Source organism: Nocardia sp. NBC_00565 (assembly GCF_036345915.1).
In the GTDB taxonomy this organism is placed as follows: Bacteria; Actinomycetota; Actinomycetes; order Mycobacteriales; family Mycobacteriaceae; genus Nocardia.
The window spans coordinates 2,211,507-2,227,272 of record NZ_CP107785.1 but is presented as its reverse complement, the minus strand read 5'-3'; the positions used below and the strand labels follow the sequence as shown (position 1 = coordinate 2,227,272).

Annotated in this window: 16 protein-coding genes; 2 read left to right on the top strand and 14 right to left on the bottom strand. The window is 64.3% G+C overall.

Annotated features, from left to right (window positions below; translation table 11 throughout):
• Nucleotides 1–2: 2 nt before the first annotated feature.
• Together OG874_RS10715 and OG874_RS10710 are read right to left on the bottom strand one after the other, a co-directional pair.
• The gene (locus OG874_RS10715) at nucleotides 3–431 is read right to left on the bottom strand and encodes an SRPBCC family protein (protein ID WP_330254968.1); all 429 of its coding nucleotides are present in this window, start codon (nucleotides 429–431) and stop codon (nucleotides 3–5) included.
• Nucleotides 431–1,930, bottom strand: coding sequence for an aldehyde dehydrogenase family protein (locus OG874_RS10710; RefSeq protein WP_442943391.1), 1,500 nt, complete (start codon nucleotides 1,928–1,930; stop codon nucleotides 431–433). Before OG874_RS10710 ends, OG874_RS10715 begins: the two co-directional genes overlap by 1 nt.
• Before the next feature lie 252 nt (nucleotides 1,931–2,182).
• Here OG874_RS10710 and OG874_RS10705 point away from each other — a divergent pair, with 252 nt between their 5' ends.
• On the top strand, nucleotides 2,183–3,193 hold the full coding sequence (locus OG874_RS10705; RefSeq protein ID WP_330254966.1) for an Lrp/AsnC family transcriptional regulator: 1,011 nt from the start codon (nucleotides 2,183–2,185) through the stop codon (nucleotides 3,191–3,193).
• On the opposite strand, the gene OG874_RS10700 is transcribed toward OG874_RS10705, so the two are convergent.
• The gene (locus OG874_RS10700; RefSeq protein WP_330254965.1) at nucleotides 3,194–3,328 is read right to left on the bottom strand and encodes a hypothetical protein; all 135 of its coding nucleotides are present in this window, start codon (nucleotides 3,326–3,328) and stop codon (nucleotides 3,194–3,196) included.
• A gap of 125 nt (nucleotides 3,329–3,453) precedes the next feature.
• On the opposite strand from OG874_RS10700, the gene OG874_RS10695 reads away from it, so the two are divergent.
• Nucleotides 3,454–4,230 (top strand): SDR family NAD(P)-dependent oxidoreductase, encoded by a 777-nt coding sequence (locus tag OG874_RS10695; protein ID WP_330254964.1) that lies wholly within the window; start codon nucleotides 3,454–3,456, stop codon nucleotides 4,228–4,230.
• Nucleotides 4,231–4,274: 44 nt separating this feature from the next.
• On the opposite strand, the gene OG874_RS10690 is transcribed toward OG874_RS10695, so the two are convergent.
• From OG874_RS10690 to OG874_RS10640, 11 genes are all read right to left on the bottom strand, one after another.
• Nucleotides 4,275–4,913, bottom strand: coding sequence for a hypothetical protein (locus tag OG874_RS10690; protein WP_330254963.1), 639 nt, complete (start codon nucleotides 4,911–4,913; stop codon nucleotides 4,275–4,277).
• A gap of 32 nt (nucleotides 4,914–4,945) precedes the next feature.
• A complete protein-coding gene (locus tag OG874_RS10685) occupies nucleotides 4,946–5,905 on the bottom strand; it encodes an MlaD family protein (protein ID WP_330254962.1) in 960 nt (319 codons plus the stop codon).
• Nucleotides 5,902–6,909, bottom strand: coding sequence for an MlaD family protein (locus OG874_RS10680; RefSeq protein ID WP_330254961.1), 1,008 nt, complete (start codon nucleotides 6,907–6,909; stop codon nucleotides 5,902–5,904). Before OG874_RS10680 ends, OG874_RS10685 begins: the two co-directional genes overlap by 4 nt.
• On the bottom strand, nucleotides 6,906–7,931 hold the full coding sequence (locus tag OG874_RS10675; RefSeq protein WP_330254960.1) for an MlaD family protein: 1,026 nt from the start codon (nucleotides 7,929–7,931) through the stop codon (nucleotides 6,906–6,908). Before OG874_RS10675 ends, OG874_RS10680 begins: the two co-directional genes overlap by 4 nt.
• A complete protein-coding gene (locus OG874_RS10670) occupies nucleotides 7,931–8,959 on the bottom strand; it encodes an MlaD family protein (protein ID WP_330254959.1) in 1,029 nt (342 codons plus the stop codon). Before OG874_RS10670 ends, OG874_RS10675 begins: the two co-directional genes overlap by 1 nt.
• Nucleotides 8,944–9,963, bottom strand: coding sequence for an MlaD family protein (locus OG874_RS10665; RefSeq protein ID WP_330254958.1), 1,020 nt, complete (start codon nucleotides 9,961–9,963; stop codon nucleotides 8,944–8,946). Before OG874_RS10665 ends, OG874_RS10670 begins: the two co-directional genes overlap by 16 nt.
• Nucleotides 9,960–11,024, bottom strand: a complete 1,065-nt coding sequence (locus OG874_RS10660; RefSeq protein WP_330254957.1) for an MlaD family protein — start codon at nucleotides 11,022–11,024, stop codon at nucleotides 9,960–9,962. Before OG874_RS10660 ends, OG874_RS10665 begins: the two co-directional genes overlap by 4 nt.
• 2 nt (nucleotides 11,025–11,026) lie before the next feature.
• On the bottom strand, nucleotides 11,027–11,893 hold the full coding sequence (locus OG874_RS10655) for an MlaE family ABC transporter permease (RefSeq protein ID WP_442943326.1): 867 nt from the start codon (nucleotides 11,891–11,893) through the stop codon (nucleotides 11,027–11,029).
• Nucleotides 11,894–11,895: 2 nt separating this feature from the next.
• On the bottom strand, nucleotides 11,896–12,813 hold the full coding sequence (locus tag OG874_RS10650) for an ABC transporter permease (RefSeq protein WP_330254955.1): 918 nt from the start codon (nucleotides 12,811–12,813) through the stop codon (nucleotides 11,896–11,898).
• Nucleotides 12,814–13,160: 347 nt separating this feature from the next.
• Nucleotides 13,161–13,967, bottom strand: coding sequence for a hypothetical protein (locus OG874_RS10645; RefSeq protein ID WP_330254954.1), 807 nt, complete (start codon nucleotides 13,965–13,967; stop codon nucleotides 13,161–13,163).
• A gap of 117 nt (nucleotides 13,968–14,084) precedes the next feature.
• The gene (locus OG874_RS10640; protein ID WP_330254953.1) at nucleotides 14,085–15,632 is read right to left on the bottom strand and encodes a phytoene desaturase family protein; all 1,548 of its coding nucleotides are present in this window, start codon (nucleotides 15,630–15,632) and stop codon (nucleotides 14,085–14,087) included.
• Between the last annotated feature and the right edge of the window lie 134 nt (nucleotides 15,633–15,766).

The following is a 15,766-nucleotide window of genomic DNA, read 5'->3' as shown; positions in this document are numbered from 1 at the left end:
CTTCATTGCCGCACCAGCATGCGGCGCCCAGTGGTGCGCACCAGCGCATTGACAAACATGTTCGCGTAGAAATTGAGACCGAATCTGATGACAGCGGAACGGTTTTCGCACATCAGGGTCCAGGTGACCGTCGTGTCGCCGTCGCTCTGGGAGAGAAAGACCTCACCCCGGTAGTCGCGCAGCGGCAGGCCGGACAGGACGCGATACGCCAACCAGCGTCCGACTTCGAATCCGGTGACCTCTTCCCGAATGGTGACCCCGGGCCCCTGCACCCGGCGGACCGCGCCGACGCCGTTGCGCTCGGATGCTCCCTCCCGCTCCAGCGTGACCGCGATGCCGGGCGACCAGTCCGACATGCCCTCGTGATCGGCCAGCGTCTCCCAGACGACCGCGATCGGCAGCGAAACTCGTTTGAACGCACGTACTCTCATCACAGCCGCCTTCCGTGCCGAAGTCGCATCAACCGCCGGACCGCGGCCATCGTGAACCGCGTCGGCCGCAGTGTGACCGTGTCGATCCCGGGCGTGACGAAGTGTTGCCGGGCATAGCTTTTGGCGACGGCGAACTCCCGTAGTCCGTCGGCTCCGTGTACCCGTCCGAACCCGCTGTCGCCAACACCACCGAAGGGCAGTGCGGGCATGCCGACGAAGGCCAAGGCGCTGTTGATCGCGACCATGCCCGCCCGTACGCGCCCCGCGATCTCACGGCCACGGCGCCGCGAGAAGACGCTCGCGCCCAGGCCGAACTTCCGCGCGTTCACCAACTCGATGGCCTCGTCTACCGACGACACCGTCCGGACGACGAGCACAGGGCCGAAGGTCTCCTCGGTGACCGCCGCCGAATCATCGGCAGGGTCGACCAAAACCACCGGATCGATATACGGCGCACGGACCGACTCGCGGCCACCGACCGCGGCGGTCGCACCGCTGGACAAGGCATCGTCGATGTGGCGGCGAACGATATCGACCTGGTCGCCCGTCGTCATCGGCCCATACGCGGCATCGGCGTCGGCACCGGCGGCGATCGGCTCGAGCCGGGTGGCGAGCTCGGCGAGGAAACGGTCCTTCAGTTCCGCGACGACGTAGACCTGCTCGATTCCGACACACGTCTGCCCGGCATTGGTCATACCGCCCCAGACCGCCGCCTTTGCCGCCGCTTTCACATCGGCGTCCTCGGCCACGATCATGGCGTCCTTGCCACCACACTCCAGGACTGCGGGCACCAGGTTCTCCGCGCACGCGGCCAGCACCCGCCTGCCGGTGGGCGTCGATCCTGTGAAGGCGATCTTGTCTACGCCGGATCGGCACAGTGCCGCACCGGTTTCGCCGAATCCGGTCACGAGCGACAGGACTCCGCTCGGAATATCGGGGTTGGCCAGTTCGAATGCGTCGACCACGAATTTGCCGATCCGCGGGGTGAATTCGCTGGGTTTGAGCACCACGGTATTGCCCGCCGCCAGCGCGTAGGCGGCCATCTGACCGACGGGTGTGAACACGGGATAATTCCACGGTCCGATCACACCGACGACACCGTACGGGTTGTACTCCACTTCAGCGGTGTGATTCGACATGACCAGGCCCGCCCACACCTGCCGTGAGCCGAGTACTTTCTCGGCATGCGTTGCCGCCCAACGGATGTGCTCCAAGGTGGGTACGAGTTCGAGGAAGGCTGTATCCCGGGATTTGCCCTGCTCCTGCATCAGCAGCTCGACCAGTTCGTCGGAATAGCTCACCAGCCAGGCGCCCCACCGCAGCAGAGCGCGTTCCCGCTCGGCCCAGCTACGCGCGGACCACCAGCCGGACACCTCGCGTGCCCGCCGGACAACTTCGGCCACTTCCTCGGCGCTCATCACCGGAAACTCGGCCAGCACCCGGCCGTTCGCAGGATCAACCGAGGAAAGCGTGTTCCTCGTCCGCAAATCCGGCGTCATCTGCACCAGCGCTCCTTCCAGCACGTCCGATCGGGCCGTAACACCCATCAGCGCATCTATGTACGCACAGTGTGACCAATATCGACAATTAGGTCAAGTATGCGTAGTAATATACCAGAATTTATCCGCAGATGATCGATGGTTTGCGTCAACAGCGCTACGCTGCCCGCCGCGAGAACAGGGTCATCGGCCGACGACCCCACACGGCGAGACGACGGGGTATCTGGTCACCTGTCTGCGATACTCACTGCCATGACGCGCGACGAAGCGGTGCCGGCTACCGAGGCCGATACCCCGCCCACCGCATTGCCGAACGTTCCCGCCGAGCCCCTCGACGATCTCGATCGCGCCCTGGTGGAACGACTCCGGATCGACGGGCGGGAAACCAATCGCGCACTGGCACAGGCGCTCGGGGTCAACGAGGTCACGGTGGCGACACGGCTGCGCCGCATGGAGCAGAACTCCATCATGCGGGTCGTCGCTGTCACCGATATGCGCATCTTCGGCCACCGCGAGTTCGCTTTCGCCTGCTTGCGTGTGAGCGATCATCCCGTTCTGAAAGTCGGCACAGACGTGGCGGAGCTGCCGGAAGTGGTGGCCGTGACCATCTCCACCGGCCGCTACGACCTGATCGTGCCGGTCCTCGGGCGCGATCACGGGCATCTGGCCGAACTCTTCGGGGCCACCCTCCCCCGCATCCCGGGGGTCGAGGAAGTCCGTGGACACCTCGTCCTCGATGTCCTGAAGTTCGATTCCAAGTGGGCTCTGCTGGCGGCCGATCCGGGATCGACCCCAGACACCCACCCCAGCGACACCGCGGACGAGCTCGACATCGCCATCATCGAGAAGCTCCAGGTGGATGCCCGCCGCAGCAATCGCAGCATCGCCGCGGAACTGGGGGTCTCCGAAGGCACCATCCGCACCCGCATCAAACACCTGCTCACCCACCGAGTGATCAGAATCCAGGCGATCTCCGATGTGCTGGCATTCGGGATGGCGGCGCACGCCTATGTCGGTATCAAAACCCACGGCGGCCACGCCGACGACGTCGCTCGTTCCCTGATCGCCCGCGACGACGTCGCCCAATTGAGTCGGACCCTGGGCGAATTCGACTTCATCGCGACGGTCATCGCACCCACCCGCGAGCAGCTCGTCGCGGCAGTCGTCAACGAGATCAGCCAGATTCCCGGACTTCGGCGGACAGAGACCTTCGAGACCTATGCGACCACCAAGCACACCTATGCGTGGTCGTGGCTGGTGTGATCAATCGTCGAGCCGCTTGAAATACGGTGTGAACTTCACGATCTCGACCATCTGGAGGGTGTCGATCGAGCGGACACCGCCCCGCGCCGGACACGGCAGTATCACCTCCGCACTCGCCCGCGAGCGGTGCCTCATCCCCGCCAACTCCTCTCGGCATCGGCCGTAACCGGCACCCGCCACGCGGCAGGATTGACAATATGCGTATAAAAGTAGACTCTTCAATACGCAAAAGGACAATTCCACGGCTACGGAGGATATCTATGCAGAAGCGGCTCGACGGGCGCATCGCGCTCGTGACCGGTGGGTCCCGCGGCCTCGGCGCGGCGATCGCCCGCCAGCTGGGTCGTGACGGCGCGGTGGTCGCCGTCCACTACCGCACCGATGCCGATGCCGCCGCGCAGGTGGTCGCCGACATCGCCGCCGAAGGCGGCCACGCGATCGCGGTATCCGGCTCGATCGGCGATCTCGATGCCGTGGACGCATTCGTCGACGAAGTCGTCGATACGATCGGCGCAGTCGATCTGCTCGTCAGCAATGCCGGAACCGCCAGCCGCGGGCAGAGCATCGCCGACAGCCCGAACGCGGAGTTCGAACAACTGCTCCGAATCCACGCGCTCGGGCCCCTGCACCTCGTACGCCGCCTGCTCCCGGGCATGCGCGCCCTACCGCGCGGTGACGTCATCGCCATCTCGAGTGCGACGGTGGCGGACGCACCACCGTTCGCGGCTCCGTACACGGTCGCCAAGTCGGCCCTCGAAACCGCGATGCGCACACTCGCTCGCGAGGAGCGGCGGCACGGTATCCGGGTGAATATCGTGGCGCCGGGCCTCATCGACACCGACATGGGTCAGCGGCTGGTCCAGGCGAAAGCCGGAGCGGACATTGCGAGTATCGGGTCGGACTTTCCGTTCGGCCATGTCTGCCGCCCCGAGGAGGTCTCGGGGATCGTGGCCTTTCTCGCGAGCGCCGAGGGCGGCTACATCACCGGTCAGCGCATCACCGTCGATGGCGGCGGACGGGACCCAGAAATCTTCTGAGCGCCTCGCGCGAGCCAGCGGCCGCCCCGGTGGCTCGCGCGAAATCACTTGGCCGCCAGGGCCGAATCGATGCCGCCGACATCGCTGATCACCCAGTCACTGTGCTTGTCGATGGTCAATCGATAGGTGGCGGTCGACTGAATCCCACTCGGGGCTTGCGTGTTCTTCGTCAGCACGCTGACGAAGCAATCCACCACGTACTTCCCGTCCGCCACCGAGCGGACCTTCGCCACGATCGGCGTCGAGGTCGAGGTCCACTGCAGGGGCGAGATGATCTGATCCATCGAATTCGCCGCCTGCTTCAGCTTGTTCGACAACTCCGGCGTGGTGCCCTTGGTGAGCCGGGTCTGCCAGCTCTGCAGATCCTTGAAGTCCATCTGGGCCGCGGCGACGGCATAGTCCAACGCGATCTGCTCGGCATGAGCGCGATCGGCGGTGTCGGCGCGCATGGCGTCGATATCACCCGACTTCGCCTGAACCTGCCAGCCCAGGACTGCGACGGCCGCGACCAGCAGGGCCGCGACCGCACCGATCAACAGCGTCTTGACCTTCACGGCGGATTCAGCTGCGCTGCGCCCACGTTCGGCCACGGTACCGAGCGCGGACGATCGGGTGCCCGGCTTTCCTTCCTGCTCCGCTGCGATGTCGTCCGGCGCTTCGGCTTCGGTATGCTGACTGGTCATTTCTCATTACCTTTCTTCGCGGCTTTTCGGCGCTAGTTCCCCTCGGGCACGCTGACGTGGACGGTGACACTCCCACCCGCGCTGTCGGCAATCGCGTTATCGAGCAGGGTCGCGATATCCACTGTCTGCATCGCCGCCGCAGCAGCGCGGACCGACGGCAGAACGGCAACACCCAGTATTTTCAGATCGGGTGCGACCTTGTCGAGGAACCGCTGTAGCTGGTCGATGAACGGCCCCGTACCGTCGGCGATGCCCTCGGGCAGGGGGGCGACATCTGTGGTCACGACCGCGTTGTTCAGCCACGAGCCCATGTCCTGACCGAACTTCCGGAGGATTTCGGTCGAACCGGCCAGGCCCGGCGCGACCCATGAGCTGTCGGCCAGCAGCGCTTGGAATTTGGTCAGCACGGTGGTGAGGTCATCGGCTCGATCCAGTGTCATATCCGCGAACAGCGACCAGGCTCGGGACAGATCCACCAGCACGAGACCCTCATTCGGAAGTGCCGTATCGAGTTCCTTCAGGATGTCGCGGACCTGCTCTGGTTGGATCTGGTCCAGCAGGCGGGTGAGTCGCGCTGAGAGGTCCTGAATAGTTGCCGGCACGGTTATGGCGGCGGCGGGAATTCGCGCATGGTCGCCGAGATAGGGCCCCGATTCGCTCGTCGGGAGTACCGCAACGTACGCCTCGCCGAGTGCCGACAGACTATCGATACGAAATCGGCTCTGCACCGGAATTCGGTAGTCCTTGCGATAATTCCACGCGATTTCGACGCCATCGGCGGTAGCCGTCATGCTCGCCACCTCGCCGATCGATATCCCGCGCAGCAGGACCTTCGATCCGATGACGAGGCCGTTCGTGTCGGGGACCACCATCGTGGCCGACTGCGGGCGCTCCGAGACACCGACCCCGAGGCCGAGCTGGTTCATGTAGAGCACCGCGGATGCGGCAATCGCCAAGAGGCCGGTGATCGAGATTCCGGTACGGAGATTCATCTGGCGGCTCCCAAGATTCGCAGGACATTCGCGATACCTGCGGTCAGGTCGTCACCCTGTTGGGTCTGTATCGAGGTGACGTTCACCGACGGATTTCGCAGAAACGGCACGAGGGTCCGGTTCACGAAGTTCGACAGCGCTTCGGCATCGGCGGGCACGTCCTCGGCCGTAGCCCGGATCGATCCGGCGGCGTCGGCCAGCGAGGTGAACAGCGGCACCAGCCAGAAGCCGCCCTCGAAGATACTTCCGATGGAGGGCAACAGAATTCCGACATACTTCAGGACATTCTCGTTCAACCGCCGCCAATACTGCACCGCCGGATCGCCGAACAGCACCGCCAGATCCGAGCCGTTGTCGGTGACGGACACCGCGGTGGCATTCAGCCCCTCGAGCATCCGGTCCAGTGTTTCGGTGCGCTGCGAGAGATCATGTAGATCGACGGCGACTGTTCGAGCGAGCTGGGTGACATCTGGCCGACTCGGCATGACGCGATTGATACCGACGATGGCGTCCTGGACCTTCTGGACGCTGCCGCCGTTGACGAAGTTCGCCAGCACCGCCATTACGTCCTCGACCTGCGGCGGGGAACTGGTGCGCTCGAGCGGCACCGTGCTGCCCGCCGGCAGAAGCTCCGCTGCCGGTCGGCTGCGATCGCGCTCCAGGCCGACATAAGTGTCGCCAAGGAGAGTGTCCTGGCGAATGATCGCGGTGACATTCGCCGGAATCCGTGCCGCACTCTCGATTCGGGCCGTTACTGTCACCGACCCATCGGAGAGGCTGATCGTACGAACCTCGCCGATGCGCAGGCCGTCCATCACGACCTTGGCGCGGTCCGGCAGGTTCAAGGCACTGGCGAAGTGGAGGGTGAGGTCGTAGCCGTCGCTGAGGTTGTTGCCCGGCAGCGGTACGTCGTTCGGTTCCACGGCGCAGGACGCGCTCGCGAACATCACACCTGCCGAAATCGCCACGGCAAGTATGGCTTTCGTCCCTGTCGACGCCTTCACCGGCCCTCCTTCGCGATGACCATGGCGAGCAGATCGACACCGACCTGTGAACCGTCGGGAGCGCTCACCATGACCGTCGGTGGCCGGTACCGCACGGCACTCTCGTTTCGCCCGACAGTTCCGAGAAATGCGGCGATGGGCGGGATCACTTCCAGGAACTTCGCGATATCGCCCGCCCGTGTCGCCGCGAGATGGATGACATCGGCCAGCTGGTCCGCCATCGGCCAGATGTCGGCACCGTACTGGGTTTGAATTTCGTATAAGACCGCGACCAGCGGCCCCATGCCGACCAACAGATCGTTCACTCCCGGCCACAACCCGTAGGTGGCCGACGTGAGGACGGTCGGCATGATGTCGAGCACGTGGTGAATACTCGACCAGTGCGCGAGCGCATCCGACGTCAGCGGCGCGCTTTCGTGGATGATCGCCCCGATATCGGACACCATTCGGTCCGGGCTCGCCATCGCCTGCGCGGCGGTCTGCATCAGCTGATGCGCCGGATCGCCATTGCCCGCGAGGGCGCGCGTCAGGCCGTCGACCGCCTGCGCTACGGATCGCGTGCCATCGTCGGGTGCTATGTGGTCGATGAAATCGCCTGCGGAACCGGTGATCTCGGACAGGCTCTTGGGTGTCGCGGTGGCCTGCAAGGCAATACAGCGCCCACGAGCCAGCCGCGGACCTTCCTCGTAGTTGCCGACCAGTTCGAGACTCCGGTCCGCCAGAATGGACTTCGACCGCGTCACGGCCCGCACGTCCGCAGGATATTCGCGGCCGGTGTCGAGTGAGAACGACACCTCCACATGGTCGCCCTCGGGGCGAACTCCGTCGATCCGTCCGACCGAATAACCCATTTGCGTGACGCGGTTGCCCACGTACAGTCCCACGCCATCGGCCATCAGCGCACAATAACCGGACGCGCGCGCCGTTCCCGCGCCCGCTGCACGGGCGTAGGTAATGGTGCCGGTCGCCGTCACGGCCGCGATGACCGCGGTACCTATCAGCAGCCGAGATTTGCGGTACATCAGCACTCCCGTCCCGGGATCGGAACGCAGACTTGCGACGCGAGAATCCGCCCGCCGCCCATCTCCGCGACGCCCTGCGGTGTGAGCCAGCCGGTCAGCTGGTCGCGCAATTGGGTCAGTTGGCCGATAGCCGGATCCACGGCCTGACGCAGATTCTCGATCCCTGTCCGCAATTGCTCGACCACCGACCTCAACTCCTCCTTGTGTGCCAGGAAGTACTCCGTCTCGGGCCGCAACCGCATCATCACGCCACCCAGCAACTGGTAGGTGCGGTTGAATCCGTCCCGGTACGTCGCGTATGTCGTCATCACCACGTCGATCTTCTGTGCGAGTTCGAAGACGAATTCACGGCTGCCATTGAAGGCAGTCGCATACTCCGATGCCAGATCGAGTGTGGTCTGGATCTGCTGCCGCTGATCCGCCATCACCCGCGCGATGCTGTTCAGCCCGGCGATCAACGATCCCACTGCCGCCGAATTGTGTTCGAGCCCGTTGGCCAACTGATCCAGATCCGCGTTCACCGTCGAAGCGTCGACATTGTCGGTGACCCGCGGGACTTCCTGCAGCACATCGGAGATCGAGTAGGGCATGGTCACTCGGTCGACCGGAAGCACCGTGCGCCCCAACGGTTTGTCGCCCATCGGAATGATCGTCACGAAGTATCCGCCGACCGCGGTCAACATTCTGACCTCCACCCGGGACGCACTGCCGACAAAAGTTCCCTCGTCGATATCCGCGGTGACCCGAACGGAATTTCGCCCGAGCGCGATACCGGTGACCTTGCCGACGGATACGCCGGCGACCCGCACGTCGTCACCCGTCCGCACGGCTGCCGCATCGGTGGTCTCGAACGAAAGCTCCGTGCGCCCCGGCGGATACAGGTAGAACCCGACCGTTGCCGCCACGATCACCGTGACTACCGCCACCACCGACAGGCCGAGCAGCAGTTCGTTCGCGGCGAGACGCCGGAGAATCGGGCCGATGCGCGCGCGCACCGGCTGCCCGGGAATGCTCACCCCGCGTTGCATATCGTCACCTTGCTTCCGTTCAGCAGCACTCCGACCAGAGACGAAAGTTCCGCCGTGCCGTGCGAGCACGCCGTCACGGATCCGGCCGAATTGTTCATCAGCCCAGGTACCTGCAGACCCTCGAAGGCCACCGGCAGCAGCCGCAGCGCTTCCGCCGCACCGCCGAGTGAGGAGAACGCCGATTGCAGCAGCTTGTCGATATCGAGGTCACGTTCCAATCCGATTTCAGCCAGTAATCGATCCACCGGTGCCATAAATCTCGGCCCATAGAGGTCGGTCTTGCGGAAATCGTCCAGTACGGACATGGCCGCACTGATCGGCACGCTGAAGCTGCGCAGCAATTCGATGACATTGGCCGATTTGCCGCCCATGCTCTCGTCGATCCGCGCCATATTGTCGATCAGGGTCGAGATCACCCGCTCCCGATCGCGGACCAGGTCCGCGAGCGTCTGGATGCTGTCGAGCATCGGAGCCAGTCCAGTGCCGTCTCCCTGGAGCAGAGCCAGCGCATTGGCGGTGAAGGTGTCGATTTCGTCCGGCGTCAGCGTCCGCAGCACCGGCTGGAGTCCGTTGAACAGTTTGGTGATATCGAACGACGGCCGTGTCCGGTCTGTCGACAGGTGATCGGTGGGCTGGCCCGGATCATCCGGAACCGACAGGTCGAGATACCGGATTCCGGTCAGATTCTGGTATTTCACTGCCAGTTGCGTATTCGCCGTCAGCCGTTGGGGGTCCGCGAGACGGAACGAGACCCTGGCCATGCTGTCACCATGCTCGCGCACGATGCGCACATCGGTCACCTTGCCGATCTGCACGCCCCGGTTCCGCACATCGGCATTGGGATGTAGTCCGGACGCATCGGTGAAGTCGGCCGAGTAGGCCGTGGTAGATCCGGACACCGGATTCCGGATCGCACTGATGACCAAGCTCAGCAGCGCGACGGATACGGCGACCGCGACTCCCAGTTTCACGAGGAGTCCGATCATGAGGCCGCGGTTTCTCATCGAGGTGGCTCCTGTCCGGATGCGGGCAGACCGAAGGGAGCGGCCAGCATCGGCAGCCGATCCAAGGCGATGCGCAGATTCAGCGTCTTCGCGCCCTCGGGGCCGGTAATCGCGCGATCGTATTGTTCGACCAGCGTGCGGAATCGGTCGGTGAGCGAGCCATGTGCCAGCACGTCGGGGATCACGTCGGTCATCGCCTGAACCACGTCCGCGATAGGGGGAAGTTCGGTGGCATGCGAGGCGAGCAGGTGCCCTGCGGCTCCGAAGAGTTTGCCCGCGGCCAGTTGCAGGCCGACATCGTCGCGATCCATCAATTCGTTGTTGACACCGAGCGAGCCGTCCGCCCGCCGGTTGTAACTGGTGTAGAAAAGGCCGTTCAGCGAGGCGACGAACTCCCGGTCGAAGGCGGGTAGGACGGCGAGGATGTTATTGAAGTAGCCGATGGACTCGCTCGGCAGCGCCTGCTGCGTCTTGGCGATCCGGTCGGTGACGATTATGCCGGTCTGAATCATGGGATTGAGCCCGTTCGTATACCGCACGACCTTGTCCAAGGTATCGATGACGTCGTTGGTCAGCGTGCCGTCCACGACGAGGGATCCCTTTTCGATCATCGTCGACATGGAGTAATCACCGAGCGGTGTTCTGGCCAGTACCCGGCCCGAGACCAGCTTCGCACCGGCCGCTCCGGCCTGGAGATTGACGGCCGTGACACCGAAATAGTTCTCCGGGCGGTAATCGAATTCGAAGGTGTCGGTCAGTCCGACCGCACGATCCGGGTTCAGCGCGACTGTCATCCGCAAGGCGTTCTGGTCGATTCTCCTCAGCTCGGTGACCTCACCGACTTCGACACCGTGCATCATCACGTGAGTGCCGACCGCCACGCCGGGCGCGACGTAGGGGATCTCGATCCCGAGAAGAATCTTGCCGCTGTGCGTCTGTTGCCGATGCACTGCCATTCCCAGCGCGACGGCAATGACGACGATCAGCACGACCACCGCCGCCGTGATCTCCACCGTCAGGGTCTGGCGCCGCGCCGTCCCCCGGAGAAAATCCTGCTCCATGCCTACCCTTTGAAAACCATGACGGGGCTGAGCCCCCAAATGGACACCGACAGAATGAAATTCAGGGCGACGATCACGATCAGGCTCATCCTGATCGCGCGACCCGAGGCCGCGCCGACACCAGCCGGACCGCCGTGCGCGAAATAGCCGAAATAGCAGTGGATCAGCGTCACCGCAGCGCAGAAGACCACCGCCTTGACGAGTGAGAACCCGACCTCGGACGGGCTCAGGAACTGACTGAAGTAGTGGTCGTAGGTGCCCGGCGCTTCACCACGGAAAGCTTTGACAATGGTCCCGCCGGTCACAAAGCTCACGACGAGCGCCATTAGATATGCGGGCACAACGCACAGCATGCCGCCGACCAATCTGGTGCCGACGACGAACGGAATCGCCTGCAGGCCGAGCGCTTCGGTGGCGTCGATCTCCTCGGAGATTCGCATCGCGCCGATTTCCGCGGTCATGCGGCAGCCTGCCTGCGCGGCGAACCCGACACCGGTGAGCAGCGGTGCGATCTCGCGAATGTTGGCGAACGAACCGATGATTCCGCTCAGCGCGCCGAAGCCGAGCAGGTTCAGCGCGTCGTAAGCCTGCACCGCGATCGCGACACCGACCGAAACCCCCAGCAGCAGCATCAGTCCCACCACGCCACCGTCGACCACCAAGGATCCGCGACCCCAGGCCATGCTGTTCATGGTCTTGAAGGTCTGCTGACGGTAGAGACGCATGGTTTTCGGCAGCAGATAGACGGTCTTGCCGACAAAGATCGTCGCGCGTCCGATCTCGTGGAAGGAACGCAGGGCACCCTGTCGGGCCGGTCGCAGCAGGGCGGAGACACGGGGCGAGGCGGAGTATTTCGATGGACTGTTCATGGTCATGAGATCTGGGCCGGGAAGAACATCGACTGCAACTGCGTGATGACGAGATTCGTGATGAAGATGCACACCACACTCAGGACGACCGAGGCATTGACAGCATCGGCGACGCCACGCGGTCCCCCCTTCGCCTCCAGTCCGCGCAAACTCGCGACCAGCACCACCAGGGCGGCGAAAGCCAGTGCTTTCAGCATCGCGAAGGCGACGTCGGTCGTCGTCGCGAAGGCGCCGAGGGACTGCCAAAAGCTCCCGGGCACAACGTCATTGACGGTGACAGCGATGGTGAGACCGGCAAAGACACCGGCGGCGATGATGACGATGCACAGAATCGGCGCGATAAAGATCATAGCGATGAACCGCGGCATGACCAGCCGCTCGACCGGGTCGATACCCATCACCCGCATCGCATCGATCTCTTCACGGATGGTGCGTGCCCCGAGATCCGAGGCAACGGCCGAGGCGGCCGCCCCACTCATCAGCAGACCGGTTGCCATCGGCGCACCCTGGCTGATAACACCCAGGCCGCTTGCGGCGCCTGCGAGGGAGCTGGCACCGACCTGATTCATGAGGCCACCGACCTGAACCGACACCTCGGCCCCGAGCGGGACGGCCATGAGCAAGGCCGGCAAGGCCGTGACCTTCAGCAGGGTCCACGTCTGTGTGAGCACTTCCAGCATCGGCAGCCGCAACCGGACCAGGTCGACGACGCTGTACCGAAGCACTTCCGCGCTGAGCTGCGCGGAGCGCCCGACGGTACCGAGGCTCAGCCGGATGGTGGTGACGACGTGGTGCGCGAGCCGCTCGTACCACGGCGACCGAGACGGACCATTCGATGTCGATTCGTCGAGCTCGACCGTCCCGATCAGCTCGGGCCCCGCGCCCGGTGGTGCCGTCATCGTTGCTGCTGGTTGATTCATTCGCCGACCTTGCTATGGTCCCATCGGGACGTTGCCGAAGGGTTGCGTGGACACCGTGACGATGCTTGGATCACAGCCGATCATGACTGTGTCTGCCGTCACGTCACCCTGCGGTAACCATGCCACAGACAAACCAGCTGATGCAACTATTTGCGTAGCATTTTTGAACTATCGATACGCATAGCACGTATTTGTACGAGCTATTAACAGTATCTGCGTCCACAATATTCATCCAAACTACGCAACATCGCGTTCCTCCAGGCGTCTTCGACCGATATCGCGCCCGCCCGAAACGCAGCTGCGCCCGCGATCTCCGATATAAGATCGCGGGCGCAGCTGGTTCGCTCCTATGATGCCGGAGTCAACATCGGCGATGGGGTCGCAGCTTCTTGCGGCAGTGGTCCGAAAAGCAGTGTGCGCAAACTGAACTCACGCATGGCTGGGATTCCGGCGCGCCGCTGAGCGCGTCCGATCTCTCCCAGGATGATCCATCCGAAGAACAGGACGAATGCGAAGGTCAGCAGGCCACCCACCCACACCAGGCCGGTCGAGCCGTTGCCATTGACCACCGGGTCGAAGTTGCTGTTCTTCGCCGCGAAGATCGGCAGACCCACCGCGGCGTTCCATCCCGCGTAGATGGGGAGGACGGTAACTGCCGGCAGCAACCGGCCCCAACCGACCATCCGGTGACGCAGGAGAAACAACACGAACGCGATGAGAATCGTCGCGCTCCCGTCGATGGCGAACCACCACAGCGGCGCCCCGAACACCCGGAACGGGTCGTTGCCGAAGTAGCTGTACAGATCGAAGGCGGCACCGGTCGACTGCAACACCCAATCGAAGAAGAACGCGGTAGCGAACGAGTAGATGAAGTACTTCTTGCCCGCACCGAGCACGATGGCCCGGTAGTCGACATACCCCAGCAGACCGAAGAAGAACATATAGCCGAGCACCACATACAGCGGAATGTGCCGACCCACCAGGTTCAGCGTTATACCGACATTGTCATCGGCGAACCAGAGTAGGCCTATGTAATCCGCGAGCGGCTCGAAGAGTGAAGTCAGCAGACCACCGACGAGCACGACCACGCCCAAGATTTCACCGCGCCGCGCTAGCCACGCGCCGTATCCGACAGCAACGATCGCGAACGTCACACACGCGAGCGTGAACACCCAGCTCAAACCGCTATTTGCCGAGAGGTCGACCGGAGCTACCGGATAGAACCCCGACGCCCATATTGACTGATTCAATTTCGAGACTCCTTCTTCGAACTAACTCATCGAGCGCAGCGCGGCGCGCGCGGCCAACTGGCCTGGGATTCCGGAAACTCCCCCGCCGGGATGCGTCCCGGCGCCGGAAAGCACCAATCCGGGGACATCGGTCACGTGGTTACCCCATCCGCGCGCCGGACGAAGAGGGCCGAGCCGGGTGATGATCTGATCTACGTGGTAGATGCAGCCGTTCACGGCTCCCAGCCGATGTTCCAGATCCTCGGGCGTTTCCACCCACCGCCCGATTTCGAACTCGGAGATACCGGAGACCACTTTCTCCACAGCGCCGACGAGTTCCTTCTCCGCGGCCGGCCGGGCAGCGGCCCACCCCGACGTCGGCCGGACGGGGGCAGGGGCATACAGATAGAGGTTGTCCTGTCCATCCGGGGCTTGAGTGGGATCCGTCGCGGAGAGGATCGTCGCCGTCCACGGCGGATCCACTACCGCGTGGCCGCCGCGGGCCTGCGCTTCACCGGCCAAGATATGTTCGAGGGTGCCGTAGAACAGCGTCGGTTTGCGAAGGTCCGCGCCATCGGTGCGTGCTCGCTGATACTCACCGAGCCCGAGGTGGCCGCGCAGCGCCATTGCGACAACGAGACAACCTATTCCGGCGCTGTTGGAGGGCGCGTGCGCCATGGCTTCGATACCGGGTGCGCCGCTGCTGTCGAGTAGGCGCGCGGTCACCTGCGGCGGCACCGCAGCGACGACCGTCCGGGCCGCGAGTTCCGCACCGTTCGCCAGCCGGACGCCACGCGTACGGCCACCGGAGACGAGGATCTCGGCCACCGGGGCGCTGACGCGGACGGTTCCACCGTGGGCTTCCAGACACCGGGTCAGCGAATCCGCGATCGCCTGCATGCCGCCCACGGGTCGGGAGACGCCGTATCGATGCAGCGGCGCGGTGGCCAGCAGCCCGATTCCACTGCTGTCCACCGTGATCGAGCCGAGGATGCTCGCCATCGACGCGAACGCACCCCGCACCTGTTCAGATACGAACGTCGACTCGATGAGATCCGCCGCCGAGGTCGTCAGCGCAGCCAGCAGCAGTCTGCGCACCTTGCCGTTGGCGAAGCCGCGCCCCACCGCCAGCAGGGTCTTCCGATCGGGCCGCGTCGGCCGTCCGGCACCGAAACCGTCTTGCAGCGCAAGCATTTTCGCGGTCACCTCGGCGAATTCGCGGTAGGTGCGCGCGTCCTGGGCCGAGAATCGCTCGATCTCCGCGATCGTGCGCTCGACATCCCGGGCCAGCAGCAGCGATTCACCGTTCGGCCCGAGCCAGGCCCAGGCCGGGTCGTGGTCAAGGATGCGCAACCCGTGCCGCGCGAGCTCCAGGTCCTGTTCGACGGTCGATGCACGCCAGTAGACGGCGTCGATGGCGCAGGGGCTGAGCAGGTGTTCCGGCGCTTCCGCGACCAGGGCCCGCGTCGCGGTCATACCGCCGATCGACTCCGTCGCTTCGAGAACGGTGACGGAGTGGCCGGCACGGGCCAGATAGCAGGCGGCGGTCAGACCGTTGTGACCACCGCCGACGACGATGACGTCAGGCATTGTGCAGCACCCTCATCTGTTCAACGGACCCGCTGGCGGCAGCGGAGCACCGGCGGGAATGGAGGACTCCGTCCCGGCCGAGGCCGAGGCGAAGACCATACTCATCCGCCGGATCCGACCACGTCAGCTTCGAC

Bases quoted from the DNA above. Each gene is read 5' to 3' on its own strand.
- OG874_RS10675 (WP_330254960.1), bottom strand. From the start codon at position 7,931: ATGTACCGCAAATCTCGGCTGCTGATAGGTACCGCGGTCATCGCGGCC.
- OG874_RS10660 (WP_330254957.1), bottom strand. From the start codon at position 11,024: ATGGAGCAGGATTTTCTCCGGGGGACGGCGCGGCGCCAGACCCTGACG.
- OG874_RS10685 (WP_330254962.1), bottom strand. From the start codon at position 5,905: ATGAATCTCCGTACCGGAATCTCGATCACCGGCCTCTTGGCGATTGCC.
- OG874_RS10705 (WP_330254966.1), top strand. From the start codon at position 2,183: ATGACGCGCGACGAAGCGGTGCCGGCTACCGAGGCCGATACCCCGCCC.
- OG874_RS10655 (WP_442943326.1), bottom strand. From the start codon at position 11,893: ATGAACAGTCCATCGAAATACTCCGCCTCGCCCCGTGTCTCCGCCCTG.
- OG874_RS10700 (WP_330254965.1), bottom strand. From the start codon at position 3,328: ATGAGGCACCGCTCGCGGGCGAGTGCGGAGGTGATACTGCCGTGTCCG.
- OG874_RS10665 (WP_330254958.1), bottom strand. From the start codon at position 9,963: ATGAGAAACCGCGGCCTCATGATCGGACTCCTCGTGAAACTGGGAGTC.
- OG874_RS10690 (WP_330254963.1), bottom strand. From the start codon at position 4,913: ATGACCAGTCAGCATACCGAAGCCGAAGCGCCGGACGACATCGCAGCG.
- OG874_RS10710 (WP_442943391.1), bottom strand. From the start codon at position 1,930: ATGACGCCGGATTTGCGGACGAGGAACACGCTTTCCTCGGTTGATCCT.
- OG874_RS10670 (WP_330254959.1), bottom strand. From the start codon at position 8,959: ATGCAACGCGGGGTGAGCATTCCCGGGCAGCCGGTGCGCGCGCGCATC.
- OG874_RS10640 (WP_330254953.1), bottom strand. From the start codon at position 15,632: ATGCCTGACGTCATCGTCGTCGGCGGTGGTCACAACGGTCTGACCGCC.
- OG874_RS10715 (WP_330254968.1), bottom strand. From the start codon at position 431: ATGAGAGTACGTGCGTTCAAACGAGTTTCGCTGCCGATCGCGGTCGTC.
- OG874_RS10650 (WP_330254955.1), bottom strand. From the start codon at position 12,813: ATGAATCAACCAGCAGCAACGATGACGGCACCACCGGGCGCGGGGCCC.
- OG874_RS10695 (WP_330254964.1), top strand. From the start codon at position 3,454: ATGCAGAAGCGGCTCGACGGGCGCATCGCGCTCGTGACCGGTGGGTCC.